24 protein-coding genes are annotated in these 26,122 nt (G+C 68.7%); 12 read left to right on the top strand and 12 right to left on the bottom strand.

Features of this window, described 5'->3' with window-relative positions:
- Nucleotides 1–66 precede the first annotated feature (66 nt).
- The gene (locus tag H536_RS0106530; RefSeq protein ID WP_024349704.1) at nt 67–1,215 is read left to right on the top strand and encodes an acyl-CoA dehydrogenase family protein; all 1,149 of its coding nucleotides are present in this window, start codon (nt 67–69) and stop codon (nt 1,213–1,215) included.
- A gap of 5 nt (nt 1,216–1,220) precedes the next feature.
- Here the strand turns inward: H536_RS0106530 and H536_RS0106525 are convergent, their stop codons facing one another.
- The gene (locus H536_RS0106525) at nt 1,221–1,511 is read right to left on the bottom strand and encodes a BrnA antitoxin family protein (RefSeq protein ID WP_024349703.1); all 291 of its coding nucleotides are present in this window, start codon (nt 1,509–1,511) and stop codon (nt 1,221–1,223) included.
- Nucleotides 1,462–1,956, bottom strand: coding sequence for a BrnT family toxin (locus H536_RS25435; RefSeq protein ID WP_169513618.1), 495 nt, complete (start codon nt 1,954–1,956; stop codon nt 1,462–1,464). Before H536_RS25435 ends, H536_RS0106525 begins: the two co-directional genes overlap by 50 nt.
- A 280-nt stretch (nt 1,957–2,236) precedes the next feature.
- Between H536_RS25435 and ggt the strand changes: the two genes are divergently transcribed.
- Both ggt and H536_RS0106510 read left to right on the top strand, forming a co-directional pair.
- A complete protein-coding gene (gene ggt, locus H536_RS0106515) occupies nt 2,237–4,003 on the top strand; it encodes a gamma-glutamyltransferase (RefSeq protein WP_024349701.1) in 1,767 nt (588 codons plus the stop codon).
- Between the two features lie 130 nt (nt 4,004–4,133).
- Nucleotides 4,134–5,918, top strand: a complete 1,785-nt coding sequence (locus tag H536_RS0106510) for an adenylate/guanylate cyclase domain-containing protein (protein ID WP_024349700.1) — start codon at nt 4,134–4,136, stop codon at nt 5,916–5,918.
- A 119-nt stretch (nt 5,919–6,037) separates the two neighbouring features.
- Here H536_RS0106510 and H536_RS0106505 read toward each other — a convergent pair whose 3' ends face one another.
- The 3 genes from H536_RS0106505 to H536_RS0106495 form a co-directional block, all read right to left on the bottom strand.
- The gene (locus tag H536_RS0106505) at nt 6,038–6,712 is read right to left on the bottom strand and encodes a type 1 glutamine amidotransferase domain-containing protein (RefSeq protein ID WP_024349699.1); all 675 of its coding nucleotides are present in this window, start codon (nt 6,710–6,712) and stop codon (nt 6,038–6,040) included.
- A 27-nt stretch (nt 6,713–6,739) separates the two neighbouring features.
- The gene (locus H536_RS0106500) at nt 6,740–7,771 is read right to left on the bottom strand and encodes an NADP-dependent oxidoreductase (RefSeq protein ID WP_024349698.1); all 1,032 of its coding nucleotides are present in this window, start codon (nt 7,769–7,771) and stop codon (nt 6,740–6,742) included.
- Nucleotides 7,772–8,059: 288 nt separating this feature from the next.
- Nucleotides 8,060–8,557, bottom strand: coding sequence for a lactoylglutathione lyase family protein (locus tag H536_RS0106495; RefSeq protein ID WP_024349697.1), 498 nt, complete (start codon nt 8,555–8,557; stop codon nt 8,060–8,062).
- Nucleotides 8,558–8,660: 103 nt separating this feature from the next.
- On the opposite strand from H536_RS0106495, the gene H536_RS0106490 reads away from it, so the two are divergent.
- Complete coding sequence (locus tag H536_RS0106490) at nt 8,661–9,557, top strand: LysR family transcriptional regulator (RefSeq protein ID WP_024349696.1); 897 nt, start codon at nt 8,661–8,663, stop codon at nt 9,555–9,557.
- A gap of 148 nt (nt 9,558–9,705) precedes the next feature.
- Here the strand turns inward: H536_RS0106490 and pncB are convergent, their stop codons facing one another.
- Nucleotides 9,706–11,010 (bottom strand): nicotinate phosphoribosyltransferase, encoded by a 1,305-nt coding sequence (gene pncB, locus H536_RS0106485; RefSeq protein WP_024349695.1) that lies wholly within the window; start codon nt 11,008–11,010, stop codon nt 9,706–9,708.
- Between the two features lie 257 nt (nt 11,011–11,267).
- Between pncB and H536_RS0106480 the strand changes: the two genes are divergently transcribed.
- From H536_RS0106480 to H536_RS0106470, 3 genes are all read left to right on the top strand, one after another.
- Nucleotides 11,268–11,945: a glutathione S-transferase family protein gene (locus tag H536_RS0106480; RefSeq protein ID WP_024349694.1), complete on the top strand. Its 678-nt coding sequence runs from the start codon at nt 11,268–11,270 to the stop codon at nt 11,943–11,945.
- Between the two features lie 110 nt (nt 11,946–12,055).
- A complete protein-coding gene (locus H536_RS0106475; protein ID WP_029702836.1) occupies nt 12,056–12,781 on the top strand; it encodes a class I SAM-dependent methyltransferase in 726 nt (241 codons plus the stop codon).
- A 341-nt stretch (nt 12,782–13,122) separates the two neighbouring features.
- Nucleotides 13,123–13,563 carry a MarR family winged helix-turn-helix transcriptional regulator gene (locus H536_RS0106470; RefSeq protein WP_024349692.1) on the top strand — a complete coding sequence of 147 codons (441 nt, stop codon included), beginning with the start codon at nt 13,123–13,125 and terminating at the stop codon, nt 13,561–13,563.
- A 10-nt stretch (nt 13,564–13,573) separates the two neighbouring features.
- Here H536_RS0106470 and H536_RS0106465 read toward each other — a convergent pair whose 3' ends face one another.
- The 3 genes from H536_RS0106465 to H536_RS0106455 all read right to left on the bottom strand — a co-directional run bounded on the left by H536_RS0106465 (nt 13,574) and on the right by H536_RS0106455 (nt 16,285).
- The gene (locus tag H536_RS0106465; protein WP_162142649.1) at nt 13,574–14,320 is read right to left on the bottom strand and encodes an endonuclease/exonuclease/phosphatase family protein; all 747 of its coding nucleotides are present in this window, start codon (nt 14,318–14,320) and stop codon (nt 13,574–13,576) included.
- Nucleotides 14,301–15,617 (bottom strand): NAD(P)H-dependent oxidoreductase, encoded by a 1,317-nt coding sequence (locus tag H536_RS0106460; protein WP_024349690.1) that lies wholly within the window; start codon nt 15,615–15,617, stop codon nt 14,301–14,303. The genes H536_RS0106465 and H536_RS0106460 overlap by 20 nt, the downstream gene beginning before the upstream one ends.
- Before the next feature lie 113 nt (nt 15,618–15,730).
- On the bottom strand, nt 15,731–16,285 hold the full coding sequence (locus H536_RS0106455) for a sugar transferase (protein ID WP_024349689.1): 555 nt from the start codon (nt 16,283–16,285) through the stop codon (nt 15,731–15,733).
- A 118-nt stretch (nt 16,286–16,403) separates the two neighbouring features.
- Here H536_RS0106455 and H536_RS0106450 point away from each other — a divergent pair, with 118 nt between their 5' ends.
- From H536_RS0106450 to H536_RS0106435, 4 genes are all read left to right on the top strand, one after another.
- A complete protein-coding gene (locus H536_RS0106450; RefSeq protein WP_024349688.1) occupies nt 16,404–17,330 on the top strand; it encodes an NAD-dependent epimerase/dehydratase family protein in 927 nt (308 codons plus the stop codon).
- 86 nt (nt 17,331–17,416) lie between these two features.
- On the top strand, nt 17,417–17,593 hold the full coding sequence (locus H536_RS24900) for a hypothetical protein (protein ID WP_169513617.1): 177 nt from the start codon (nt 17,417–17,419) through the stop codon (nt 17,591–17,593).
- Nucleotides 17,594–17,866: 273 nt separating this feature from the next.
- Nucleotides 17,867–19,144 (top strand): 5-aminolevulinate synthase, encoded by a 1,278-nt coding sequence (hemA, locus tag H536_RS0106440; RefSeq protein ID WP_024349687.1) that lies wholly within the window; start codon nt 17,867–17,869, stop codon nt 19,142–19,144.
- A 63-nt stretch (nt 19,145–19,207) separates the two neighbouring features.
- Nucleotides 19,208–19,585 carry a cupin domain-containing protein gene (locus H536_RS0106435; RefSeq protein WP_024349686.1) on the top strand — a complete coding sequence of 126 codons (378 nt, stop codon included), beginning with the start codon at nt 19,208–19,210 and terminating at the stop codon, nt 19,583–19,585.
- Here the strand turns inward: H536_RS0106435 and H536_RS0106430 are convergent.
- From H536_RS0106430 to mscL, 3 genes are all read right to left on the bottom strand, one after another.
- Entirely contained in the window at nt 19,553–20,653 is a 1,101-nt protein-coding gene (locus H536_RS0106430; RefSeq protein WP_024349685.1) for an AbrB family transcriptional regulator, read from the bottom strand. The genes H536_RS0106435 and H536_RS0106430 overlap by 33 nt on opposite strands.
- Nucleotides 20,650–21,819 carry a pyridoxal phosphate-dependent aminotransferase gene (locus H536_RS0106425; RefSeq protein WP_024349684.1) on the bottom strand — a complete coding sequence of 390 codons (1,170 nt, stop codon included), beginning with the start codon at nt 21,817–21,819 and terminating at the stop codon, nt 20,650–20,652. The genes H536_RS0106430 and H536_RS0106425 overlap by 4 nt, the downstream gene beginning before the upstream one ends.
- Before the next feature lie 131 nt (nt 21,820–21,950).
- Nucleotides 21,951–22,388, bottom strand: a complete 438-nt coding sequence (gene mscL, locus H536_RS0106420; RefSeq protein WP_024349683.1) for a large conductance mechanosensitive channel protein MscL — start codon at nt 22,386–22,388, stop codon at nt 21,951–21,953.
- A 228-nt stretch (nt 22,389–22,616) separates the two neighbouring features.
- Here mscL and H536_RS0106415 point away from each other — a divergent pair, with 228 nt between their 5' ends.
- On the top strand, nt 22,617–26,090 hold the full coding sequence (locus H536_RS0106415) for a hybrid sensor histidine kinase/response regulator (protein WP_024349682.1): 3,474 nt from the start codon (nt 22,617–22,619) through the stop codon (nt 26,088–26,090).
- Nucleotides 26,091–26,122 lie beyond the last annotated feature (32 nt).

Genomic DNA, 26,122 nt, shown 5'->3' with positions numbered 1-26,122 from the left:
TCCCTCATTCGCCGGCTCAGGCGCGCAATCGCGCCGCCGGCCCCGCCAGCAGCAGGACGCCTTGCAATGGATTTCGACCTTTCCGACGAACAGACCATGATCCGCGATTCGGTCGAGCGGCTGATCCAGGACCGCTACGGCTTCGAACAGCGCGGGCGCTACCGCGCCGAGGAGCCCGGCTTCAGCCCGGCCATGTGGTCCGCCTTCGCCGAGCTCGGCCTGACGGCGGTGCCCTTCGCCGAGGACGATGGCGGCTTCGGCGGCGGCCCGGTCGAGACGATGATCGTCATGGAGGCCTTCGGTCGCGGCCTCGTGGTTGAGCCCTATCTCGCCTCGGTGGTCATGGCCGGCGGCGCGATCCGCCATGCCGGATCGGACGCGCAGCGCGCAGCATGGGTGCCGGGCCTTGCCGACGGCTCGACCCGCCTCGCCTTTGCCTTTGCCGAGCGGAGCATGCGCTACGATCCGGCCGCCGCGGCCATGGCGGCGACGGCGTCCGGGGACGGCCACACGCTGACCGGCGAGAAGTCGCTGGTGCTGCACGGCGACAGCGCCGACGGCTTCGTCGTCCTCGCGCGCACCGGCGGGTCCGCCGGCGACCGCTCGGGCCTCGGCCTGTTCCTCGTCCCCGCCGATGCGCCGGGCCTGTCGCGCCGGGGCTACCCGACGCAGGACGGCATGCGGGCCGCCGAGCTGACCTTCGACGGCGTGTCTGTGCCCGCCGACAATGTCCTCGGCGATCCGGCGGGCGCGTTGCCGGTGGTCGAGCGGGTGATCGACGAGACCATCGCCGCGCTCTGTGCCGAGGCCGTCGGGTCGATGCAGCGCATGCACGAGCTGACCATCGCCTATCTGAAGGAGCGCAAGCAGTTCGGCGTGCCGATCGGCGGCTTCCAGGTGCTGCAGCATCGCGGCGCCGAGATGTACATGGCGCTGGAGCAGGCCCGCTCGATGATGCTCTACGCCACGATGAACGCCTCCGAGCCCGACGCCGCCACCCGGCGCGAGGCGATCTCCGCCGCCAAGGTGCAGATCGGCCGGTCGGCCAAGTTCATCCGCGAAAGCGCCGTGCAGCTCCATGGCGGCGTCGGCGTCACCATGGAATACGAGGTCGGCCACCACATGAAGCGCCTCGCCATGATCGACCTCGCCTTCGGCGACGCCGACCACCATCTGGAGCGGCTTGGCGAAAACGGCGGCCTCGCCGCGCTGTAGCGGGCTCAGCCGTCTCGGCGCACGACCTCTTTCAATGCGGCGTTGATCCGGGATTGCCATCCGGGCCCCGTCGCGCGGAAGTGTCGGACGATCTCGGGATCGAGCCTGAGCGTCAGCCGGGTCTTGGGGTCGCGGGACGGCGGACGGCCGCGGCCGCGCGTGACGGTGCCGGCTGCGGGTCGGATCACCCGCTCGCCGTCGGCGAGTTCGGCACGGTCCAGCATGTCATCGGACCATTCCGGCGCATCATCGGGGTCGTTCCAGACGGCTGCGGACTCTTCGGGCTTCACGGTCATGGCAATGCCTCATCGAAATCACGTGGCGCATCTCGCCGCGCGGCGTCCAGACGATCATCACGATCCGGTCGTCCAGAATACCGTAGGTCTGGAACCGGGCTTCGCCGTAGTCGCGCCGGTCGTCGGCGAGCGTCAGCGTTCGCCCTGCGAAAGCCTGCGCCGCGTCGTAGAAATCGAGGCCGCGTTCGCGAAGTGTCCGCGCGCGTTTCGCCGGGTCGCAGCTGATCTCCACATGAATTAATGTAGCGACGTTTATTCGCACGAGCAACGTCCGGAGCGGCGTCGATGATCGACGTGGTTGCGGAAATTTCCGTTCGCAGTCGCACGATTTGAACGCGGAGGCATGGGTCCTCGGGTCAAGCCCGAGGATGACGCGCGTTGGGATGATGGCGGCTTGCTGGCAACGTCGCCACCGTCCTTCAACGGCATCGCCGTCATCTGGCATTGCCTTCACCAGGCATCGCTGCGGTCGCCATCGCAGTCGGACACCAAGCAACGGCATTTGCGATAAGGCACCCCCATCAAACAAGGTCGTCATCCTCGGGCTTGACCCGAGGACCCATGCCAAATCGCCGCCACCGCTGCCGACGTGTGGATACCGTCGCCCCCTCCGACCTCGCCCTCGCACTACGCGACGTCGCCCCCATCCCGCGCCACCTCCCACACCCACCTTCCACCCCGCCCCGTCGCGCGCTAGCTTTCGACACCATCGGGAGGATCGCGCCATGCGTCGTTTACCGCTTGCCGGGCTGTGGCTCGGCGTCTGTCTTGCCATCACCGGATCGGCCTTCGCCCAGGAGCAGGCCGCCGATCGCGTCCAGCCGGAGATCGCGACCGAGGCGTCCGACAAGGCGCTGGTGCGGGCCGAGCGGCAGATGGTGGCGGCGGCCAATCCGCTGGCGGCAAAAGCCGGTCTCGCCATCCTGCGCGACGGCGGCAACGCCATCGACGCCATGGTGACGACGCAGCTCGTGCTCGGCCTGGTCGAGCCGCAATCCTCTGGGATCGGCGGCGGCGCCTTCCTGGTCTATTTCGACGCCGAGGCGGGCCGGCTGACCACTTTTGATGGCCGCGAGACCGCGCCGGCGGCGGCGACGCCGAAACTCTTCCTCGACGCGGCCGGCGAGCCGCTCGCCTTCTACGATGCCGTCGTCGGCGGCCGCTCGGTCGGCACGCCCGGCACGGTGCGGCTGCTGTTCGACACCCATGAGCGCTACGGCAGGCTTCCGTGGGCTGCCATCGTGCAGCCGGCGATCGACCTCGCCCGCAAGGGCTTCGCCGTCTCGCCGCGGCTCCACGAGCTGATCGCCGAGGATGCCGAGCGGCTGTCGCGCTATCCCGGCACGAAAGGCTATTTCTTCGGCGCCGACGGCGCGCCATTGCCGATCGGGACCATCCTGACGAATGCCGCCTATGCCGACACACTGGCGGCGATCGCCGAGAAGGGCGCGGGCGGCTTCTACGCCGGCCCGGTGGCGCAGGGCATCGTCGATACGGTGCGCAACGCCCCGGGCAATCCCGGCGTGCTCGCGCTTTCCGATCTCGCCAACTACGCCATCGTCGAGCGCGAGCCGGTCTGCGTCGTCTATCGCAGCGTCGATGTCTGCGGCATGGGGCCGCCCTCCTCCGGCGCGCTGACCATCGGCCAGATCCTCGGCGTGCTGGCGCCGCACGACATGGCCGCCCTCGGGCCCGACAGCGCCGAAGCCTGGCGGCTGATCGGCGACGCCTCGCGCCTCGCCTTCGCCGATCGCGGCCGCTACATGGCCGACAGCGACTTCGTGCCGATGCCGCAGCGGGGCCTGCTCGATCCCGATTATCTCTCCGGGCGGTCCGCGCTCCTGTCCGGCGATAGCGCGCTGGCGGACGATGCGGTCGCCCCCGGCATGCCGCCCTGGGACCACGCCATGCTGCTCGGCGACGACACGGCCATCGAGCTGCCGTCCACCAGCCATTTCGCCATCGTCGATCCGGACGGCAACGTCGTCTCCATAACGACGACCATCGAGAACGGCTTCGGATCGCGGCTGATGACCGGCGGCTTCCTGCTGAACAACGAACTGACCGACTTTTCCTTCGCCACCCATGACGCGGAGGGGCATGTCATCGCCAATGCCGTGGCGCCGGGCAAGCGGCCCCGCTCGTCCATGGCGCCGACCATCGTCATGCGCGACGGCGCGCCGGTGATCGCCATCGGCTCGCCCGGCGGCAGCCGCATCATCGGCTATGTGGCGCAGGCGCTGATCGCCATGCTCGACTGGGAGATGGACGTGCAGCAGGCGATCGCCATGCCGCATCTGGTCAATCGCTTCGGCACCTTCGACGTGGAGGCCGGCACCGGCGCCACGGCGCTGGCCGCCCCGCTGCGCGATCTCGGCTTCGAGGTGAACGAGACCGATCTCGATTCCGGCCTGCACGGCATCGTCATCACGGCCAACGGGCTGGAAGGCGGAGCCGATCCACGCCGCGAGGGCGTGGCGGTTGGCGACTGAGATTTCGCGGGCCGGGCGGCACCGGCGTGCCCGGTTCGGCTGGCCGTCAGCCGGCTGAGTTTTCCATTGGCCGGCCTTCCGCAAGTCTGGTAAAACCCAGCCGTTCGCTCCAATAGGAAACGCGTCGACCATGACGCCCCTGCGCCGGCTTGCAGCCATCCTGTCACTGGATGTCGAAGGCTTTTCCGGTCTGGTCGAGGCTGACGAAACCGCAGCCCTCGCCGCGGTCGAACGCGCCTACAAGCGGTTCGTGCGCCCCACCGTCGGCGAGTTCGGCGGCGACATCTTCAAGACCAGCGGCGACGGCGTGCTCATCGAATTCGGCAGCGCCGTCAACGCCGTCCAGTGGGCAGCGCGCTTCCAGCGAGCGCTGCTCGCCGACCGCCAGCAGCACAGGCCGGCGCTGCCGGTGCGGATCGGCATCGTTATCGGCGACGTCGTCGTCACCGAGCACGACCGCTTCGGCGAAGGCGTGGTGCTGGCAACCCGCGTGCAGCAGATCTCGCCGGCCGGCGGCATGGCCATCAGCCGCGGCGTGTTCGAATATCTGCAGGGCAAGACCGATCTCTATTTCACCGGCATCGGCCCCTGCGAACTGAAGGGCTACGCCCGGCACGAGCCGATCTGGGTGTGGACGCCCAAGGTGATCAGCGCCAGCCGGGCACGCCGCATCGCGGTCCCCGACCCGCACACCCAGCCGTCGGTGGCGGTCATGCCCTTCGACAATCTCAGCGGCGATCCGGGACGCGACAATTTCATCGACGGCATGGTGGAGGAGGTCACCGCCAGCCTTGCCCGGGTCCGCGAGTTCCTTGTCATCGCCCGCCAGTCCGCCGCCACCTACCGGGGCAAGTCCCTGGGAGCGAAGGAAATCGCGGCCGAGCTCGGCGTGCGCTACATCCTGCAGGGCAGCGTGCGCTTTTCCGACCGGCGCATGCGCGTGTCGCTGAATCTGGTGGATGGCGAGACCGCGCTGCAGATCTGGAGCGAACGGATCGACGCGGAGATCGACGATCTCTTCCAGGTCCAGGACTACATCGCCGAGACGGTCTCCGGCGCCCTGCATCCGACCATCCGCCGCGCCGAGATCGAACGCGCCCGGCGCCGGCCGCCGGACAATCTCGTCGCCTACGACCTCGTCATGCGGGCGCTGCCGCATCTGTGGGCGCATCGCCACGACGAGAACGACCTCGCCATCGGGCTGATCGACGAGGCCCTGACACTGGAGCCGGACAACGGGCGCGCGGCGGCGATCGGCGCCTGGGCCCATGCCCAGCACATCGCCTATAACTGGGCGAACGATATCGGCGAGCAGCGAACCCGCGGACGGGCGCTCCTGGACCGCACGCCGGGCCGCATCGACGACGACCCCCTGGCCCTCACCGCCGTGGCCACCGCCACCATGCTGATCGAGGCGGATCTGGAGCGGGCGAACGCGCTGTTGGACCGGGCGCTGGATCTCGACGTCAATCATGCCTGGGCATGGACGCGGCGGGGTTTCGCCCGCGTCTATGCCGGCCAGCCGGACGACGCCTTCGCCTGTTTCGAGCGGTCGCTGCGGCTGTCGCCGCTCGACCCGTTCGCCTTCAACTCGTTCATCGGCATCGGCCTGGCGCATTTCGCCTCCGACCGGCCCGATGAGGCTGCCCGCTGGACGCGGCGGGCGCTGGCGGAAAAGCCGGGCATGACCTGGCCGCATCGCGATCTGGCGGCCTTTCTCGGCGCCTGCGGCCAGGAGGCGGATGCGCGCCTGGCGCTGGACCGCTTCACCGCCAGCCGTGCCGGCACGAGCATCGCGACCGTGCGCGATGCGCTGCGCTTCATGAACGGGGCGCTTCTCGATCGCTATTGCGCCGGGCTTGCGGCCGCGGGACTGGACGAACGCGAGGATATCAGGCTGCGCGCCGCGACGTGACCTAGACCTTTCGGTCGGCGTACGACTTAAAGGCAGCGGACAGCAAAAGGCGGAGGCAACCGGGGCTGCCTCCGCCTTGCTTCAACGTCTCGGAGCGCCGCAGGGCGCTTCCTTCAGGCTCAGAGGAAGGTCAGCAGCTTGCGCGCGGCTTCTTCCGAGGAGGCCGGGTTCTGGCCGGTGACCAGCTTGCCGTCGGTGACCACGAAGGACGCCCAGTCGTCGCCCTTCTGGTAGTCGCCGCCATTGGCGGTCAGCATGTCCTGGACGAGGAACGGCACGACGTCGGTCAGGCCGACGCCCTCTTCCTCGGTGTTGGTGAAGCCGGTCACGGTGCGGCCCGCGACCAGCGGCTTGCCGTCGGCGGTCTGGGTGTGACGAAAGACGGCCGGGGCGTGGCAGACCGCGCCCACCGGACGATCGCTTCGCGCGAAGGTCTCGATCAGCCGGAGGCTGTCGGCGTCCTCGGCAAGATCCCAGAGCGGGCCGTGGCCGCCGGGAAAGAAGATCGCGTCGAAGCCGTCGGCATCGACCGAGGAGAGAACCTGGGTGCTCGCCAGATCCTGCTGCGCCGCCTTGTCGAGCTTGAAGCGCTTGGTCGCGTCGGTCTGCGCGTCTTCGGAATCGCTCATCGGATCGAGCGGCGGCTGGCCGCCCTTCGGCGAGGCCAGTGCGACGTCGGCGCCCGCGTCCTTGAAGACGTAATAGGGTGCAGCGAATTCCTCGAGCCAGAAGCCGGTCTTCTTGCCGGTGTCGCCGAGCTGGTCATGCGACGTCAGAACCATCAGAATTTTCATGGTTGGTACCCTTCGAATGTGTCGGTTTCAGTCAGCGAGGTGGATGACGCGCTTGCCGAACGCTTCACCCTTCAGGAGGCCAATGAACGCGCCCGACGCCTGTTCCAGCCCGGAGATCATCTCCTCGCGGTAGTGGATCTTCCCGTCCTTCACCCAGGCGCCCATCTGTTCGGCGAATTGCGGGTAGAGATGGCCGAAATCGTCGAAGACGATGAAGCCGCGCATGGTCATGCGCTTGCGCAGGATCTGGCCCATCAGATAGTTCATCCGGTCCGGGCCGTCGGGCAGCGAGGTGGCGTTGTACTGGGAGATCAGGCCGCACACCGGGATGCGGGCCGAGGGGTTGAGCAGCGGCAGCACCGCGTCGAAGACCGCCCCGCCGACATTCTCGAAATAGATGTCGATGCCGTCGGGCGCCGCGTCCTTCAGGGCGTCGGCGAAGCCGTCGGCCTTGTAGTCGACGCAGGCGTCGAAGCCGAGCGTCTCCACCACATGGGCGCATTTCTCCGCTCCGCCGGCAATGCCGACGACGCGGCAGCCGAGGATCTTGCCGATCTGCCCGACGGTGGCGCCGACCGGGCCGCTGGCACCGGCGACGACCAGCGTCTCACCCGGCTTCGGGGCGCCGATCTGCGTCAGGCCGGCCCAGGCCGTCAGGCCCGGCATGCCGAGGACGCCGAGCGCCCAGGACGGGTTCTCGGGATTCCTGCCCATGTTGATGACGCCCTTGCCGTCGGACAGGGCGTAATCCTGCCAGCCGCCGAAGGCGACCACCCAGTCACCCTCGCCAAAGCCGTCGACATTCGAGGTGACGACCTGCGCGACGGTGCCACCCACCATGACCTCGCCGATCTCCACCGGCGCGGCATAGGACGGCGCGTCGCTCATGCGGCCGCGCATATAGGGGTCGAGGGAGAGGTATTCGTTGCGCAGGAGCATCTGCCCGGCGCCGGCTTCCGGCCGCTCGACCGTTTCCAGGCGCAGCGTGTCGTCATTCGGCTCGCCCCTGGGGCGTTCGGCCAGCACATAGCGGCGATTGACTTCGGTCGACTGGGTCATGGTGTCCTTCCGGATAATGTGGATCGGTCGGGGCTCTCGCCCGCGACCGCCGACGACAACGGCCGACGGTGGCGAACCACGGCGTCGGCCGGCATCGGCAATGTCGGTCGGGACGTCCCGCGTCCCGTGATGCGCCTAAGCTGTGGTCCCGGTCGTCGAATGCAATCCCGACGCACCGTTCATCGGCAGGCGGACAGGCGCCCGGCTGGCGCGCCCTAACGGCACAGGCCGGCACCGCCGGAGACGATGCCGGCCTGCTCGTGCCGTAGGGCCCGGGGATCGGCCGGATCAGGCGTAGGCACCCGCCGAATAGGTCAGCTCGTAGCTGTGGCTGTAGATCTCGAAGACGATGCCGAAGGGGTCCTCGACATAGACCATCCGGTAGGGCTTCTCGCCGGGGAAATATTCGCGCACCGGCATGCGCTGGCGACCGCCCGCCGCGACGATCTTTGCCAGAAGCCCCTCCAGATCGGGGTCCTGGATGGCGAAATGGAACATGCCGTGCCGGCGGAACGGCAGATTGTCGTCGGGCGCCTCGTTGCCGTCGAATTCGAACAGCTCGAAGCCGATGCGGTCGGCCGTCGCCAGATGGGCGATGCGCAGCGACCGCCAGCCGGGGCCGAAGACGTCGGTGCACATCTGGCCGATGTCGCTGTCATCCTCGGTCACCGTGGTCGGCGCCATGATCGTGTAGAAGCCCATGACCTCCGTGTAGAATGTCACGGCCGCGTCGAGGTCGGGGACGGACAGGCCGATATGGGAAAAGCTGCGGGGTGTCGGGAGCATCGTGCGATCCTTCGCTGGAATTGGCTGATCCCGAGATAGGCCTTTGCTGTCCTTGCGTGAAATTATCGTTTGAACGGTTTTCCATAACATTTCACAATGAGCCATGCTGAACGCCCAATGGCTCGAGACCTTCACCACGCTTTGCGAGACCGGCCATTTCACCCGGACGGCCAGTCGGCTCGCCATGACCCAGCCGGGCGTGTCCCAGCATCTGCGCAAGCTGGAAGAGCAGCTCGGTCAGAGGCTGATCACCCGTGACGGCAAGAGTTTCAGCCTGACCCCGGCGGGCGAGGTCGTCCTAGCCATGGGGCGGGCGCGGCGCGCCGAGGAACAGGCCTTGCGCGCGGCCATCCTGCGCGACGATGCCGATGTCGGAGCGGTGGCGATCGCCTGTTCGGGCAGCTTCGCCATGCGGCTCTTCCCGCAGCTTCTGCCGCGCATGGCAGCGGCGCCGCAACTGACGATCCGGCTGGAGGCCGCGCCCCAGGAGCGGGTCCTTTCGGGCGTTGCCGACGGCGCCGTCGATCTCGGCATTGTCGATCATCCGCCGGGGCATGCGCGCCTCGCCGCGGAGCATCTGGGCCGCGAGGAGCTGTGCCTCGTCCTGCCGGCGGCCACGGAGAACCGTCCCGTCAGTTTCGCCGATCTGGACGCGCGTGGCTTCATCGCCCATCCCGACGGCTTCGCCTATGCCGACGAATTGTTCGCGCTGAACTTTCCGGAGGCCTTCAAGGGCGCCGATCGCCTCAAGGTCCGGGCGCATGTGAACCAGATCAACCAGATCCCGGCACCGGTTGCGGCAGGCATCGGCTACACGCTTCTGCCGCGCAGCGGTGTCGAGGCCTATCCCGGCCGCGACAGGCTGCGCATCGTGATGCTGCCGCAGCCCCGCCACCACGATCTCTGGCTGATCCAGCGCCGCGGCCGGGTGCTGCCGGCGCGGGTCAGTGCGGTCGCCGGCCAGATCCGGGCGACCGCCGCCAGCCTCTCGGGCGGCTGACGCGCAGCCTGGACAGGCGTCCCTGTGTCGATGCAGCGCCGGCGGTCTAATAACCCTGCTTATGATAAGCAATTCATAGCACGGCCGTCGACACGGATTTCCCCGCCGCCATCGGCGACAGGGTTATCGACCGGTCATGCCGGCCTGTTCAGACCGCCAGCGCGCGCTCGGCATAGGCGGCTTCGCCGAAGACCCGGTGGTAGCGCGCCACAGCCTCGGGATCGCCGCTGGTCTTGGCCGGATTATCGGAAAGCTTCACCGCCGGCCGGCCATTGGCGGACGTCACCTTGCAGACCAGCGAGATCGGGTCGAGCCCGGTGCTCGGCTCGGGCGAGGCGCCGCGGAAATCGTTGGTCAGATTGGTGCCCCAGCCGAAGCTCATGCGCACCCGGCCCTCGAAATGCCGGTAGGTCCGCTCGATCGTGTCGGAATCCATGCCGTCCGAGAACACCAGCAGCTTGTCCTTGGGGTCCTGCCCCATGCGCTTCCACCAGGCGATGATCTCCTCGCCGCCCTCGATGGGGGGCGCGGAATCCGGCCGGAAGCCGGTCCAGGAGGCCAGCCATTCCGGCGCATTCTGCAGGAAGGCGGAGGTGCCGAAGGTATCGGGCAGGACGATCAGCAGGTTGCCGCCATAGTAGCTCTGCCACTCGCGCAGCACCTCGTAGGGCGCCTGGCGCAGTTCGGCGTCGCTGCCGGCGAGCGCCCCCATCACCATGGGCAGTTCATGGGCGTTGGTGCCGATGGCCTCCAGATCCGTTTCCATGGCCAGGAGCACGTTGGAGGAGCCGAGGAAGCGGTCGCCGAGCCCTTCCTTCAGGGCCTCCACGCACCAGCGCTGCCACAGGAAGGAGTGCCGCCGGCGCGTGCCGAAATCGGAAATGCGCAGATTCGGCAGGGCCTGCAAGCGCTCGACCTTGCCCCACATCTTGGCCTTGGCGCGGGCATAGAGCACGTCGAGCTCGAAGCGGCCGAGATCCTTCATCGCGGCGCGCGAGCGCAGCTCGTTGATGATCGCCAGCGCCGGGATCTCCCACATCATGGTGTGGGTCCAGGGACCGTGGAAATCCAGCTCGAACTGGCCGTCGACCCGGCGCAGCTCGTATTCCGGCAGGCGGAAATCCTCCAGCCATTCGAGGAAGTCCGGCCGGAAGATCTGCCGCGTCCCGTAGAAGGTGTTGCCGGCGAGCCAGATCATCTCCCGCTTGGTGAAGGAGAGCGTGCGCACATAGTCGAGGTTTTCGCGCAGCTCCTGCTCGTCGACGATCTCGGCGAGGCGCACATGCTTCGAGCGGTTGTTCAGCGAGAAGGTCGCCTGCACGTCCGGGTGCTGCCCCCGGATCATCTGCAGCATCAGGAGCTTGTAGAAATCCGTGTCGAGCAGGCTGCGCACGATCGGGTCGAGCTTGAACGTGTGGCTCCAGACCCGGGTTGCGATATCCGTGGCCACCATGCCGGCCTCCTCAAAGTTCCCGGATGCCGCCGCCCATGCCTGCGGCACCCCCTCCGTGCGGGTCCATCGCCAAGCCGTTACATGACTTGCCCATCGGGATAAAGCGTGCGGATGAAGCGCCTGCCGCCCGGCCGCTCACTGGCGACGGCTCGGCATCGCGTCGGCGGCCAACGATGAACGCAGCGTCGTCCTTGCCTTCGGCCCCCTCTGTCACAGCATATGCGGTCGACAATCTGCCAATGGGGGACCTCGCACAGATGCTGAAATTCTACTTCCACCCGACGCCGAACCCGATGAAGGTCGCGCTCTTCCTCAAGGAAGCCGGCCTCGATTTCGAGCTTGCGCCGGTCGACACGCTGAAGGGCGAACAGCACGAGGCCGCGTTCCGGAAGATCAATCCCAACGGCAAGCTGCCGGCGATCGAGGACGACGGCAAGCGCGTCTTCGATTCCAACGCCATCCTGCTCTATCTCGCCGACAAGCACGGCAAGTTCGCCGGCAAGGCCGAGGATCGCGGCGAGCTCCTGTCTTGGCTGATGTTCATCGCCACCGGTGTCGGCCCCTATTCCGGCCAGTCGGTGCATTTCCGCACGGTCGGCAAGGACAAGTCCGACTATGCCGCCAACCGCTATCTGCGCGAGGCCCAGCGGCACTACCAGGTGCTGGACGACCATCTGGCCGGCCGCGAATTCTTCGTCGGCGACGACTACACCATCGTCGACATGGCGGCCTGGGGCTGGATCGACCGCGCGAAGATGGTGCTGGGCGAAGGCGAACTCGCCAATTACCCGAACCTGTCGCGCTGGTTCGCGGCCATCGATGCCCGGCCGGCCGTGGCCGAGGCCCGCAAGGTGGGCAGCGATGTCGGCTTCAAGTCGGAGCGCGACGAAGCCGCCCTGCGGGCGCTGTTCCCGCAGAACTACCCGGCCGGCTGATCCGGTCCGCCGGAGCGCCCCGGCGCTCCGGCCCTTGCTCGCCGGCTCCTGGCCGTTATCGTCGCGCCGGGGTGGGAATCGTCCTGTCCCGCATGCTGCAGGAACCGGCCATGAGCGATCCGAAGACCCTCCAGAGCGCCCTGAACACCGCCTTTACGGCCGGCGACACCGCCGCCGTCATCGGCGAGGTGCTGGCCGGGGAAGCCGCCGGCTCGGTGCTCGACATCGGCTGCGGACGCGGTGCGCTTGCCCGCAGCCTCGTGAAGCGCGGCTTCGCCGTGACCGGGATCGACCCCAGCGAGGCGGCCATCGCCGCGGCCCGCGACAACGTCCCCGAGGCCCGTTTCGAAGTGGCGGCGGCCGAAGCCCTCCCCTTCGACGATTCCGGCTTCGATGCCGCCGTGATCCTCAACGCCCTGCACCACGTGCCGGTCGCCGCCATGGCGACGGCGCTTGCGGAAGCTGCGCGCGTCACGAAGCCGGCCGGCACGGTGCTGATCGTCGAGCCCCTGGCGGAAGGCCCGTATTTCGAGGCGATGCGCCCGGTCGAGGACGAGAGCGAGATCCGCGAGGCAGCCGGCGTCGCGGTGGCCGATGCGGTGCGCAACGGCAGCTTCGTCCTGCGCGGCAACGTCGTCTATCAGCGCAGCGAACGCTTCCGCGACGTCGCCCAGTTCATCGAGCGGCTGGAAGCCGTCGATCCGCTGCGCGCGGCTGCCGTTGCGGACAATCGCAGCGCGGTGGAAGCCCGCTTCGAGGCTGAAGCCGAGACCGAGGACGGCATGCGCGTCCTGGCCCAGCCGCTCCGCGTCTACTGGCTGCGCACAACCGGCTGAGGCCGCGGGCGCCGTCATGCGCACCGGCCGCCCAGGGGCGTCCTCAATCTCGCCGGATTGAGCAGGCACATCTGCGTGCGGTCGGGTCGCAGCCGTCCTCGATGCAAGCGCGACTGAGCCATTCTATCCACGACAGGACGCACGGCACGTGTCCGAAACCAAGTCCCGCCACGATCTGACGCATGAGATACTTACAATTCTAAATACTGCCTGCACGGCTTCTTAGGACTGCAAGCAGGCATGATTGGATAAACTTCGTCGATCCTCATATATGCACGCCCAGCAAGGTTCGATGCAGGCAGGCATGCGGACGGGGTTCTCAGGAAGACAGCGGAATTTCGATGATACCCACGACGGATCTGGCCAGCCAGCTGGAGCAGATTGCCCGGCGTCTTCACTCGCAGGGATACGCGTCCAAGCTGTTCCCGGCGCAATGGGCGGCCCTGCGCTACATCCATTCCGCGCCCGTGCCGTTGCGCACGGCCATCGATCTCGCCCGCTTCCAGGGTCTCGCCTCGGGCGCCGTGGCCCGCACCGTGCGCACGCTGATCACCAAGGGCTACGTCACCAAGCTGGGCAGCGTCGGACGCGGCCGCGCCGAGGAGCTGGGCCTGACCGACCGCGGTCGCGCGCTGCTGAAGAAGGACCCCTTGCAGCGCATCTGCGAGGCCCTCGAGCCGCTCGACGAAGACAGTCGCAAGTGCCTTGCCGAAGGTCTTGACATCGTCATCCGCTCGACCCGCCCCGATCAGGCGGCGGACAAGACCGAGCCGTCCGGCTAGCCCCGCGCCTTCAGACCCTCTCCGGCCAGGCGAGATCCGCCGTGACCGCCAGATGATCGGACGCGGGCCGCGAGGCGTGCCCCGGTCCATGCGTGACCAGCGAGAACCCTTCCGAGGCGTAGATCCGGTCCAGCCGGAGCATCGGCCAGCGCGCCGGAAACGAGCGCGGCGCGGTGTGCACCGGCAGCCGCGGCGCCAGCGCGCCATGCAGCGCGCCCCCCAGCCTCAGATCGTTGCCGTCCCCCATCGCCAGCGTCGGCATGTCTCCCGCGTCGACGCGCTCGGCGAGGAACTGCGCCTGCGCCAGCCGCTGGCGCCGCAGCAGACCGAGATGGAAGGCCAGCACGCGCAGGTGCCCCGACGGCGCGGCGATCACGGCCTCGATGGCAGCGCGCGGCTCGACCCCGGGTTCGGGCAGGGCATGGATCGTCGCGCTGACGATCGGCCAGCGCGACCACAGCAGATGGCCATAGTCGCGATCCTCGCGCGGAACGGTGCGCGCTTCGACGATCTGCGATCCCGCCGTCTTCAGAAGCTCCTGCCCCAGCGTCTCGAAGGCGCGCTGCCGGCGGCCGAGATGCGAACGGCCGTCGACCTCCTGCAGTGCCAGAATATCCGGGCCGAGCCGCGCGATGGTCGCAAGGGTGCGCTCCGGGTCGCAGCGCCGATCGGCGCCGATCGAGCCGTGGCAGTTCCAGGTGACCGCCCGGATGACGCCGCGTTCGGAGGTTTCCGGTTCAGGCTGCGAAGCGGCCATCGGCAGCATCGAGTTCGGCCCGCATCCGGGTGACGAGCAGGCTCTCGTCGGGGGCGCAATTGTCGTGGGTCAGAAGCTCGCCGGCCCTGATCGGCTGCACCACCTTCGCCTTTTCGACGAGCCCGATCGGCAGCGCCCGGCGCGTGCGCCCGTCCTCCCAGGTCATGGCATAGCCGCGATAGTCGGCCTCGCCGATCCGGCCGAGCGTCTCGCCGGGCGTCAGGCCGCGCTTGGCCAGCGCGCCGCATTCGCCGACGGGGCGGTCGATCGGCACCATGTCGGGCCGCAGGTGGATGACCGCACGCACCGCCGAGAGCGGGGTCTCCAGGCTGGTCAGGTGGAACGGCCGGATCAGGCCGAAACAGGGGCCAGGACCGACCTTCAGATCGGCCATGCGCTCGATGGCGCGGGGATGGCGCGGCTTGACCACGCAGAAGACGCCGGGGGCCACGCCCTTGCCGATCGTGTAGTCGACGCAGCCCGACCGCGACAGGATTCCGCCATCCTCGGTGGTGCAGAGCACCTGCCCCAGATTCTCGCTGGTCGCCTCGGGTCCGTGCATGCCCGCGACATCCGGCGTCAGACCGGTGCAATTGGCGATGGCGGTCATCTCGACCATGGTCTTGGAGCCGTCGATGAACTCGACCAGCATGCGGGCATTCATGTTCCGCGCGCGGGCCTCCTCCTCGTATTCCTCGGGAATGGCGGAATGACGCAGCGGGTTGTTCTTGCCCTTGCCCGCCGCGACGATCTCCATGCCGAGGCTCTGGGCGAAGGCGATGAGCTCCAGCGTCGAGGCCGGCTCGTCGCCGGCCGAGCCCGTATAGACGAGGCCGGCTTCCTTCGCCTTGCGGGCCAGGAGGCGGCCGACGGTGATGTCCGCCTCGACATTCAGCATGACGATATGCTTGCCGTTGCGGATCGCCTCCAGCGCGAGGAAGGTGCCCACTTCCGGGCTTCCCGTCGCGTCGACCACGACGTCGATGCGTCCGGCGGCGCAGAGCGCCCCGAGATCGTCGGTGACGGCGATGCGGCCCGCCTCGATGGTCCGGTCGATGTCGGAGGCGTTCGCGGCGAAGCTGCCATGGTCGGCGGAATGGCCCGCCATGGCGATCGCTTCGGTCGGACGTCGCGGGCTGTTGGCGGCAATCGCCCCGATCCGCACGCCGGTCATCAGCGCCACCTGCACGACGATGTCCGTGCCCATCTGGCCGGCACCGGCGAGACCGATGGTCACCGGACCATGCCGGTCGGTATAGGCGGCGAGTTCGGCGGCGAAGCCGACGCGTTCGATCATGGAGCTGGCATCCTCGGATTGCTGGTGACGCGCATGCGGCGGGACGGATTGAAGCCCTCCCCGCTCCGCGCCGGACACCTAGCGGATTTCAGCGTGGTTGTAAGCCGCCGGCCTCAGCCGCGCACCCGGTCGCCGCGACCGCCGCCGGCCACCGTCTGCAGGATCAGCTTCAGATCGCCGAGGAAGCTGCGGTTGTTCACATAGTGCGCGTCGATCTCGGCGAGGCGCACCGGGTCGGACATGTCGACACCCTGCACTTGCGCCTCCCCGGTGATGCCGGGGCGCACCGAAAGGACGCCGCGCCGGCCGCGCTCCTCGATCAGCACGGTCTGCGACGGCAGGCAGGGCCGCGGGCCGACAAAGCTCATCTCGCCCTTCAGGACGTTCCAGAGCTGCGGCAACTCGTCGAGCTTCAGGGCGCGCAGCCTGCGACCCAGCCCGGTCACCGCCGAGGTTGGCGTCTCGTGCGAGGCGGCCGACACGGTGGTCCGGTGCATGGTGCGCAGCTTGTAGCAGGTGAAGACCGCGCCATCGCGGCCGATACGCGGCTGGGCATAGATGCCGGGGCCGTCGCTGTCCCGCCTCACCAGGATCGCGAGAAGGCCGATCAGCCAGCCCAGACAGACAAGGCCGACGAGGCTGGCGGTGAAATCGAAGAGGCGCTTCATGGCCCTTCCGCTACAGCATCGCCCGCGATTGGCAAATCGGTTTTCGCCCCGCCGGCGTTGCGCATGGGCCGCGGCTTCGCCAGAACCGGTTCGAACAGTTCCACGGAGTGTCCTCGCCTTGCGCATCCTTCTGACAGGCAGCAGCGGTTTCGTCGGGCGCCACCTTGAGGCCGCGCTCGCGGCTGACGGCCACGACATCGTCGTCCTGCGCCGCGGCGGGCCGGGCGGCGATGGCGTCTTCGCCGCGCCGGCCAACCTTGCCGACATCGAGACGGCGGCGGACTGGCCCCGGGGCATCGACGCCGTCGCGCATCTGGCCGCCGCCAATCCCGAGCGGGGCACGGCCGACGCCGCCGATGCCTCGGCCCTTGCGGCGGTCAATCGCGACGGCACCGCCGCGCTGGCCCGCCGTGCGGCGCAAGAGCGTGTCCGGCGGATGGTCTTCGTCAGTACGGCGAATGTCCACGCCGCCTCCCCCGACCCGGTCGACGAGGCATCCCCGATCGCGCCCCAGAGCGCCTATGCGCGCTCCAAGCACGAGGGCGAGCGCGCCTTCTGGCAGGCGCTGTCCGGCAGTGCGACGACGGGCTGCGTGCTGCGACCGGTGCCGGTGTTCGGCGCCGGAGGGCGGGGCGGCATCGCCGCGCTGGCGAAACTGGCCCGCACGCCGGCGCCGCTGCCGCTGGGCGGGTTTGCGGCGCCCCGCAGCCTCGTGGCCGTCAACGATCTCGTGCAGGCGATCGTGCTGGCGCTCACGGAGGAACAGGCCGCCAGCGAGACCTTCCTCGTCGCCGGCGATCCGCCGCTGTCGACCGCCGCGATCGTGACGGCCCTCCGCCACGGGCTCGGCCGCCCCCCTCGCCTGATCCGGGTGCCGCCCGCCTTGCTGCGAAAGCTCGCCGGACTGGCCGGGCGCGAGGCGATGGTGGCGACCCTCGACACGCCCTTCGTCGTGGATGCCGGGCATCTGCGACACACGCTCGGCTGGGCGCCGGCCCGGTCGACGCCGGACGCGCTTGCCGCCATGACGACTGACGCGCGCTGAGGCCCCGACGGAACCGTCACGCCGCGGATCGATTGACCAAGCCAGCCTGCCGATCGCCGCAACGATCGCGAACAAGGTGCAGACAGATGAGCCAGGACGACACCGGAAGCCCTCCGCCCAAACTCAGCCGGCAGGAACGGCTGGAGGCGCAATTGCGGGAGAATTTGCGCAAGCGCAAGGAACAGGCCCGCGCCCGCCGGCAGAGTGCGCAGGCATCGCAGACGGACGACAACGCGGACCCGGCAGGAGCGGGCGACGACTGACCGGGGACCCGCCGATCCGGTCACCATGGAAGCGCGACGGCACGGTCGGCAGAGGCGGCGTTATCGCCGCGCCCTGCGACATTTCCGCTGGGCCGCGAAACCGCCGCGCATCGCGCCGCTGCGATCCCCATCTGCGCAGCGGCGGCGAAGTCCCTGTTCGCGCTTCGCTTCCCGGCAAAACGACAATTGAACGCATGGTGCCCGAATGCCCGGCCGAAGATGGACTTTGACTGGAACGGCTCTTAGAAAGGTTCTGACAAGGAGTATGGGATGATCGATTATCAGGGCCAGTTCGAGTCTGCGATCGAGGCTTTGCATGCCGAGAAACGCTACCGGGTCTTTGCCGATCTCGAGCGCATTGCCGGCCGGTTTCCGAAGGCCATCTGGCGCCATGACGGCGAAGCCACCGAGATCACCGTGTGGTGCTCCAACGACTATCTCGGCATGGGCCAGCACGCGGATGTCATCTCGGCGATGACCTCGACCGTCTCGGCCATGGGCTCGGGCGCCGGCGGCACCCGCAACATTTCCGGCACCAACCACCCGCTGGTGGAACTGGAGAAGGAACTGGCGGATCTGCACGGCAAGGAAGCCGCGCTGGTCTTCACCTCCGGCTTCGTCTCCAACGAGGCGTCGATCTCGACCATCGCCAAGCTGCTGCCCGACTGCCTGATCCTGTCCGACGAGCTGAACCACGCCTCGATGATCGAGGGCGTGCGCAAGTCCGGCGTCAAGAAGCAGGTGTTCCGCCACAATGACCTCGCCCATCTGGAAGAGCTGTTGAAGGCGGCCGAGCCGAACCGGCCGAAGCTGATCGTCTTCGAGAGCGTCTATTCCATGGATGGCGACATCGCGCCGATCGCCGAGATCGCCGATCTGGCCGAGCGCTACAATGCCATGACCTATATCGACGAGGTCCATGCGGTCGGCATGTACGGCGCGCGCGGCGGCGGCATCTGCGAGCGCGACGACGTCGCGCACCGGATCGACGTGATCGAGGGCACGCTGGCCAAGGCCTTCGGCGTCCTCGGCGGCTACATCACCGGCACCCGGGCGCTGATCGATGCGGTCCGCTCCTATGCGCCGGGCTTCATCTTCACCACCGCCCTGCCGCCGGCTCTGGCCGCCGCGGCGGTCGCCTCCATCCGCCACCTGAAGACCAGCCAGGCCGAGCGCGACGCGCAGCAGCGCCAGGCGGCGCAGGCGAAGCTGGTGTTCGGCGAGGCCGATTTGCCGGTGATGCCGTCCGAGACCCACATCGTGCCGGTGCTCGTCGGCGATCCGGACCTGTGCAAGAAGGCCAGCGACCACCTCCTCCACGCCCACGGCATCTACATCCAGCCGATCAACTACCCGACCGTGCCGCGCGGCACCGAGCGCCTGCGCATCACGCCGACTCCGCTGCACGACGACGCGCTGATCGACACGCTGAAGGATGCCCTGGTCGAGACCTGGAACGCCATCGGCATTCCCTTCGCCAGCCAGCAGCCGGCCCAGGCCGAGCGGTCCACCAAGGTGACCCCGCTGGTCGTGTCGCAGGCCGGCGGCTGACACGTCCCACACCGGCCGCGCACGACGCGGCCGGGTGACGACCCGCGTCGAAAGGAGCGCTCCATGAAGATTTCGCTGGCGCAGCTTCTGGACAGATTTCCCCTGCCCGCGACCGAGCAATGGCCGGACGGCGTCTTCGCCGCCGAGGCCATCTCCCACGGTACCATGTCGCTGGAAGTGTTCGCGCCGCGCGGCACAGACCACCAGCGCCCGCATCTGCAGGACGAGCTCTACATCGTCGTGTCGGGCCGGGCCGCCTTCTGGCGCGAGGGCCAGACCGACGACGTGGCGGCGGGCGACGCGCTGTTCGTGCGCGCCGGACAGGACCACCGCTTCACCGACATGTCGGACGATTTCGTCACCTGGGTGATCTTCTGGGGACCGGAGGGCGGCGAGGCGCCCGCCCCGTCACCGTCGGTCTTCGCCGCCATCGACGCCTGATTCCTCCGGCGGCACCGCCACGGTGTCGCCCGGCCGCGCAATGTGCTTGGCCAGAAGCGGCACCATCAGGGCGATGCAGACGAAGCGCACGACGTGGTGGGCCGCGACATAGGCCGGATCGACGTCGAACTGGAACGCCAGAACGGTCAGCGCTTCCAGCGCGCCCGGCGCATAGGCCAGCGCCACCTTCCCGATCGAGATCTCCAGCACCAGCACCGCCACGGCGACCGAGATCGCCGAGACCACGATGCCGATGGCAAACGAGCCGATCGCCGCGGGCAGCAGCGCGAAGACGCCCCTGCGGTCCAGCCCCTGCAGCCGCGACCCGATCAGCGCCCCCAGAAGGATCAGGCTCGGCACGGCGAGAACCGGCGGAATGGCGACGGTGGCGAATTCGCCGACATGCATGAAGGCGCTGCCGATCAGCGCGCCCAACATCATGCCGCCCGGCAGCCGCACCAGATGGCCGAGCGCCGCCGCCGCGATGCAGACGAACAGCAGCAGCAGATATTCCGTCAGCGGCCCGTCGGTGCCGCGCGCGACCGCCACCACGTCCTCGCCGCCTTCGAACCAGCCCAGCACCGGCGTCAGCGCGCCGATCAGGATCAGCAGCCGCACGCTCTGGACGATGGTCACCCGCGGCAGGTCGGCCCTTGTTTCCGAGGCCGCCGCCAAGACGAAGGACAGCGCCCCCGGCAGCGAGGCGAACAGGGCGGTGTCCCGGTCCCAGCCGAGGCCGTGGCGCAGGAACGCGCGCGTCACGACGATGACGCCCAGAACGCCGAGCATCTGGACGGCGAAGGAGAGCGGCCAGATCGCCATCTGGTCGAGGACAGCGGGCGTCACGCCGGAACCGGCCTGCATCCCGAGAATGAAGAAGGCCAGTGTCCGCAGCGCCTGCGGCAGCCGCGTATCGAGACCGGCGACGCTGGCCGCCGAAACGGCGAGAACCGGGCCGAGCAGCCAGGCGACCGGCAGGCCGAACACCGCCGCCACGCCCCCGCCGAGGGTGGCCAGTGCCAGCGTGGCGGCGAGATTGCCGACCCGGCGCCGGTCCCAGCCTGTCACGCCGAACGGCCGATCCAGTCGGCCAGGCGATCCGCCGCCATCTCCACCTCGTCGAGCCGGCGATGGAAGCAGGCCCGGAACGAGCCCGGCGAGACCGGCCCGAAGGCGGTGCCGGGCGCAAGACCGACCTTGGCCTCGTCGACGATGCGGAAGGCCGTCTCGCGGGTCTCGGTGATGCCGTCGATGGCGAAGAAGGAATAGAAGGCGCCCGCCGGCTGGACGATGGCGACCCGGTTGGTCGCCGCCAGCCGCTCGGTGAAGATGTCGCGCGCCTTGTGGGCCCGCTCCACCTGCATCGCCACGAAGGGCTCGCCCTCGGTGATCGCGGCAATCGCGCCGCGCTGCATGAAAGGGGCGACGCCCGAGGTCGAATACTGGGTGAGATTGGCGATGACGGTGCCGATGGCCGGGGTGGTCTCGATCCAGCCGACCCGCCAGCCGGTCATCGCCCAGTTCTTGGAGAAGGAATTGACGAACAGGATCGCGTCGTCCGGCTCCATGATGTCGTGGAAGGACGGCGCCCGGTCGGCGGCGTAGTAGAAGCGGCTGTAGATCTCGTCGGCGATGATCGTCAGGCCGTGCTGGCGGGCCAGCGCCAGCAGTGCCTTCAGCGTCGCGTGGTCGGCAGTCCAGCCGGTCGGGTTCGCCGGCGTGTTGACGAAGATCGTGCGGGTCTTCGGACCGATGGCGGCGGCGACCTTGTCGAGGTCGAGCTGCCATCCGGCATCGGTCCAGTCGAGCGCGACCTCGCGGGGCACGGCGCCGCGCACGCCGCAGGCGGCGGCGAAGTTCGGCCAGGCCGGGCCGAAATAGATCAGCTCGTCGCCGGGCGAGGCGCTCGCCGCGATCGAGATCTGGATCGCCTGCATGCCCGAACCGGTGACGAAGAAGCGTTCCGGCGAGGATTCGATGCCGTAAAGCCGGGCGGTGTAGTCGCTCAGCGCCTGGCGCAGTTCCGGCAGGCCGCGCTGATAGGTGTAGAAGGTCTCGCCCGCCGAAAGGCTCGCGGTCACCGCGTCTGCGATGAAGCCCGGCGTCGGCAGGTCGCCCTCGCCGGCCCAGAGCGGGATCACCCCCTCATGGCCGCGGGCATAGTCGATGACGGCGACAATGCCGCTCGCCGGCGCTTCCACAGCCTCGCGGCTGAGCCGAAATCTGTCGCTCATCAGGGTGCCTTCCGGGGGAGACTCGAACGAAAACGGCGTCGCCTGACGCCGTGCCCAGCATCGCGCTTCGTCCCGGAAAATGCAAGCCCGCCGCTCTCGGCGGCGGGCGTCGTCATCGGTTCAGTGAGGCGTCAGACCCGGGTTTCGCGGTTCGAGGCGCTGGCCAGCAGGTCGCGGATTTCCTCCAGCAGCTTCTCGTTGCGCGGCACCTCGGACACCTCCGGCGGCTTGGCCTCTTCCTTGCGCTTCAGCCGGTTCATCGCCTTGACCACCATGAACAGGATGAAGGCGACGATCAGGAAGTTGATCGACAGGGTGACGAACTGGCCATAGGCGAGCACCGGTCCCTGCTCGCGCGCCGCTTCCAGGCTGGTGGCGGTGACGCCGTCGTCGAGACCGACGAACTTGTTGGTGAAGTCGACGCCGCCCGAGATCGCGGCGATGACCGGCATGAACAGGTCCTTCACCACCGAATTGACGAGGCCGGAAAACGCCGCGCCGATGATGATGCCGATCGCCAGATCGACCATGTTGCCCTTCAGGGCAAATTCCTTGAATTCCTTGAGCATCTCATGATTCCTCTGACGATGGGGTGTCCACTCTACAGTTGCGCGGCAGGGGCACAATCGCGCCACACGCGGAAAACCGGCGCCCGCGGCCGCTGGCGGTGTCGCGATCTGGACTTGCGCGGACACCGATGGTTGTGTCGAACACGCTGCGGCCTGAAGCGGCATCCCGGCTCACCTGACCCGCAGGGGCGCCGCTCCGCTCCCGTCAGGCCGCCGGGAGGATGAGAATTGCATAGCGGGATCATCGTCTTCACGGCGATCGTCTATCTGTTGCTGCTGTTCGCCGTGGCCTGGTGGGGAGACCGCCGGGCGGCGGCCGGCCGGGCGCGCATCAGCCGGCCGGGCGTCTATGCGCTCAGCCTCGCCGTCTATTGCACCTCCTGGACATTTTTCGGCTCGGTCGGCGTGGCGGCGCGCGACGGCCTGTCCTTCCTGGCGATCTATCTCGGCCCGATCCTCGTCTTCGTCTTCGCACCGGGCTTCATCGAGCGGCTGATCCGCCACGCCAAGGCCGAACGCATCACCACCGTCGCCGACTTCATCGGCTCGCGCTACGGCAAGAACCCGTCCGTCGCGGCGCTCGCCACCGTCATCGCCATCGTCGGCACGGTGCCGTACATCGCCCTGCAGCTGAAGGCGATTTCCACCAGCGTCGCCAGCCTCGTCGCCCATTACAGCGCGACGCTGGAAATGCCGCCGCTGTTCGGCGACCTGGCGCTGCTCGTCGCCACCGTCCTCGGCATCTTCGCGGTGCTGTTCGGCACCCGCCACGCCGACGCCACCGAGCATCAGGACGGCCTCGTTCTCGCCGTCGCCATGGAATCGCTGGTCAAGCTCACCGCCTTCCTGGCGGTCGGCCTGTGGGCGACCTTCGTCCTGTTCGAGCCGGGCGAATTGTGGAATGCCGCGCTCGCCAGCCCGCGCGTCCTCGCCTCCTTCCAGGGCGGCATCGGCGGTCATTTCATCGCCTCGCTCGGCCTCAGCGCGCTGGTGATCCTGCTCCTGCCGCGGCAGTTCCACATGACCGTGGTGGAAAACCGCACCCGCCACGAGATCCGCCGCGCCCGCTGGCTGTTCCCGCTCTATCTCGTCGTCATCAACCTCTTCGTCGTGCCGATCGCCGTGGCCGGGCTGATCACCCTCGGCCCCAGCGTCGATGCCGATCTCTACGTCCTGTCGCTGCCGCTGTCGCAGGGCCAGGACGCGCTGTCGCTGGTCGCCTTCATCGGCGGCCTGTCGGCCGCCACCGCCATGGTGATCGTCGCCAGCGTCGCCCTGTCGATCATGATCTCCAACGACCTGGTCCTGCCGTGGCTGCTGAAGCGCCGCGACCATGCGGTCGACCCCACCCGCGACGAGACCCGGCTGATCCTCAATGTCCGGCGCTCGGCGATCTTTGTCGTCGTGTTTCTCGGCTACGGCTATTACCGCTACGCCGGGGCCGGCAGCGGTCTCGCCTCGATCGGGCTCCTGTCCTTCGCCGCCATCGCCCAGCTCGCGCCGCCCTTCCTCGCCGGGCTGTACTGGAAGGGCGCCAATGCCCGCGGCGCCACGGCGGGCCTCATCGCCGGCATCATCGGCTGGGCCTGGACGCTGCTGATGCCGGCGCTCCTACGTGGCCAGGCCATCGACGCGACGGCGGTCACCGCCGGTGCCGGTTCCGCCGCCGCGCCGCTGCTCGATCCGCTGCTCTATGGCTGTCTCGTCAGCCTGTCGGCCAATATCTTCTTCCTCGTCGTCGGCTCGCTCAGCCGCAAGGCGACGCCGCTGGAGCGCATCCAGGCGGCGGTCTTCGCCTCCAGCGACGTCGGTCCCGCAGCCGGTGTGCGGCGCACCCGCGCCGGGGTCAGCATCCGCGAACTCAAGGCGACCATCGCCCGCTATCTCGGCTCGGACCGCACCGAGCGCTCGTTCCGCAGCTTCGCCGAGGCCGAGCACCGGACCATCGACGACGACGACACGGCCGATTCCGCCACGATCCGCTTTTCCGAGCAGCTCCTGGCGGCGGCCATCGGCTCGGCCTCGTCGCGGCTCGTTCTGTCGCTGCTGTTCCAGCGCCACGCCGATTCCAGCCGCTCGGCGCTGCAGCTTCTCGACGACGCCTCCGAGGCGCTGCAATACAATCGCGATCTCCTGCGGATCGCGCTCGAACAGGTCGACCAGGGCCTCGCCATCTTCGATGCCGACTACCGCCTGACCTTCTGGAACCGGCAGTTCCGCGATCTCGTCGGCCTGTCCTCGGAATTCGGCCAGATCGGCACGCCGATGACCGTCGTCCTCGACGAGCTGATCGAGGCCGGCGAGATCGACCGGCCGGAATACGACACCAGCTTCGAGGTGCTGACCCGGCCGCCGGCGCTGCGCCAGATCAGCCTGCGGCGCTCCGGCCGCGTGCTGGAATTCCGCTCCAACCGCATGCCGGAAGGCGGCCTCGTCGCCACCGTCTCGGACATGACCGAGCGGGTGCGCCGCGCCGCCGCCCTGCGCGAGATGAACGAGAGCCTGGAAGAGCGGGTGCGCATGCGCACCGGCGAGCTGACGACGGCCAACGAAGAGCTCGGCAAGGCACGGCTGGCGGCCGACGCGGCCAATCTTGGCAAGACGCGCTTCCTGGCCGCCGCCGGCCACGACATCCTGCAGCCGCTCAATGCCGCCCGGCTCTACGCCGCGGCGCTGGAAGAGCGCAGCCTCGGCGGCCAGGAGACCGAGATCGCCGCCAATATCGGCTCGTCGCTGGAGGCCGTCGAAGCGATCATCGGTGCGGTGCTCGACATCTCGCGGCTGGAAGCCGGCGGCATGCAGGCCAAGATCGAGGATTTCCCGCTCGACCGGCTGCTGCGCCAGATCGAAACCGACATGAAGCCGCTGGCCGACGAAAAGGCCATCGCGCTGCGCTTCGTGCGCACCGGCGTGTCGGTCCGCTCGGACCGCAATCTGCTGCGCCGGCTGATCCAGAACCTCGTCTCCAACGCCATCAAATACACGCGTGCCGGCAAGGTCGTGGTCGGCGTGCGCCACCGTTCCGGCGGCCGGATCGACGTGGAGATCGCCGACAGCGGCATCGGCATTCCGGCCGACAAGCTGGAGGCGATCTATCACGAGTTCGTCCGTCTCGACGAAGGCAGCCGGACCGCCCGCGGGCTGGGTCTCGGCCTGTCCATCGTCGATCGCATCGCCCGGGTGCTCGACCATCCGATCGAGGCGACGTCGGAGCATGGCCGCGGCACCCGCTTCCGGGTGACGCTGCCGGTGGCCGACGTGACGCCCGTCACCGCGCCCCAGACCGCGCTGCTGCCCGCGCGGGCCGGGCTGGCGCTGGCCGGAACGCGGGTCCTGTGCATCGACAACGAGGTGGCCATCCGCGAGGGCATGCGGGTGCTCCTGGCCGGCTGGGGCTGCGAGGTCGAGGCCTATGGGTCCGCGTCGGAGGCGATCCCCGATCTCGGGCGACGCGGCATCGTGCCCGACATCGCCCTCGTCGACTATCATCTCGATGAAGGGACCGGCCTCGACGCGGTGACGGCGCTGCGCCGGGTGTTCGGCCCCGAGCTGCCGGTGATCCTCGTCACCGCCGACCGGTCGCCGGGTCTGCGCGAGCAGGCGGCGGGAATGGAAGTGGACATCCTGACCAAGCCGCTGAAGCCGGCCTCGCTGCGCGCCGCCATGGGCCGCAAGCATGGCCGCCGCGAAGCCGCGGAATAGGCGGCCCGGCAGCAGCGCCGCTTTATGGCGCG

The organism is Aurantimonas coralicida DSM 14790 (genome assembly GCF_000421645.1).
In the GTDB taxonomy this organism is placed as follows: Bacteria; Pseudomonadota; Alphaproteobacteria; order Rhizobiales; family Rhizobiaceae; genus Aurantimonas; species Aurantimonas coralicida.
Note: the sequence above shows the minus strand (reverse complement) of the source record. Positions and strands in the feature narration are given on the sequence as shown.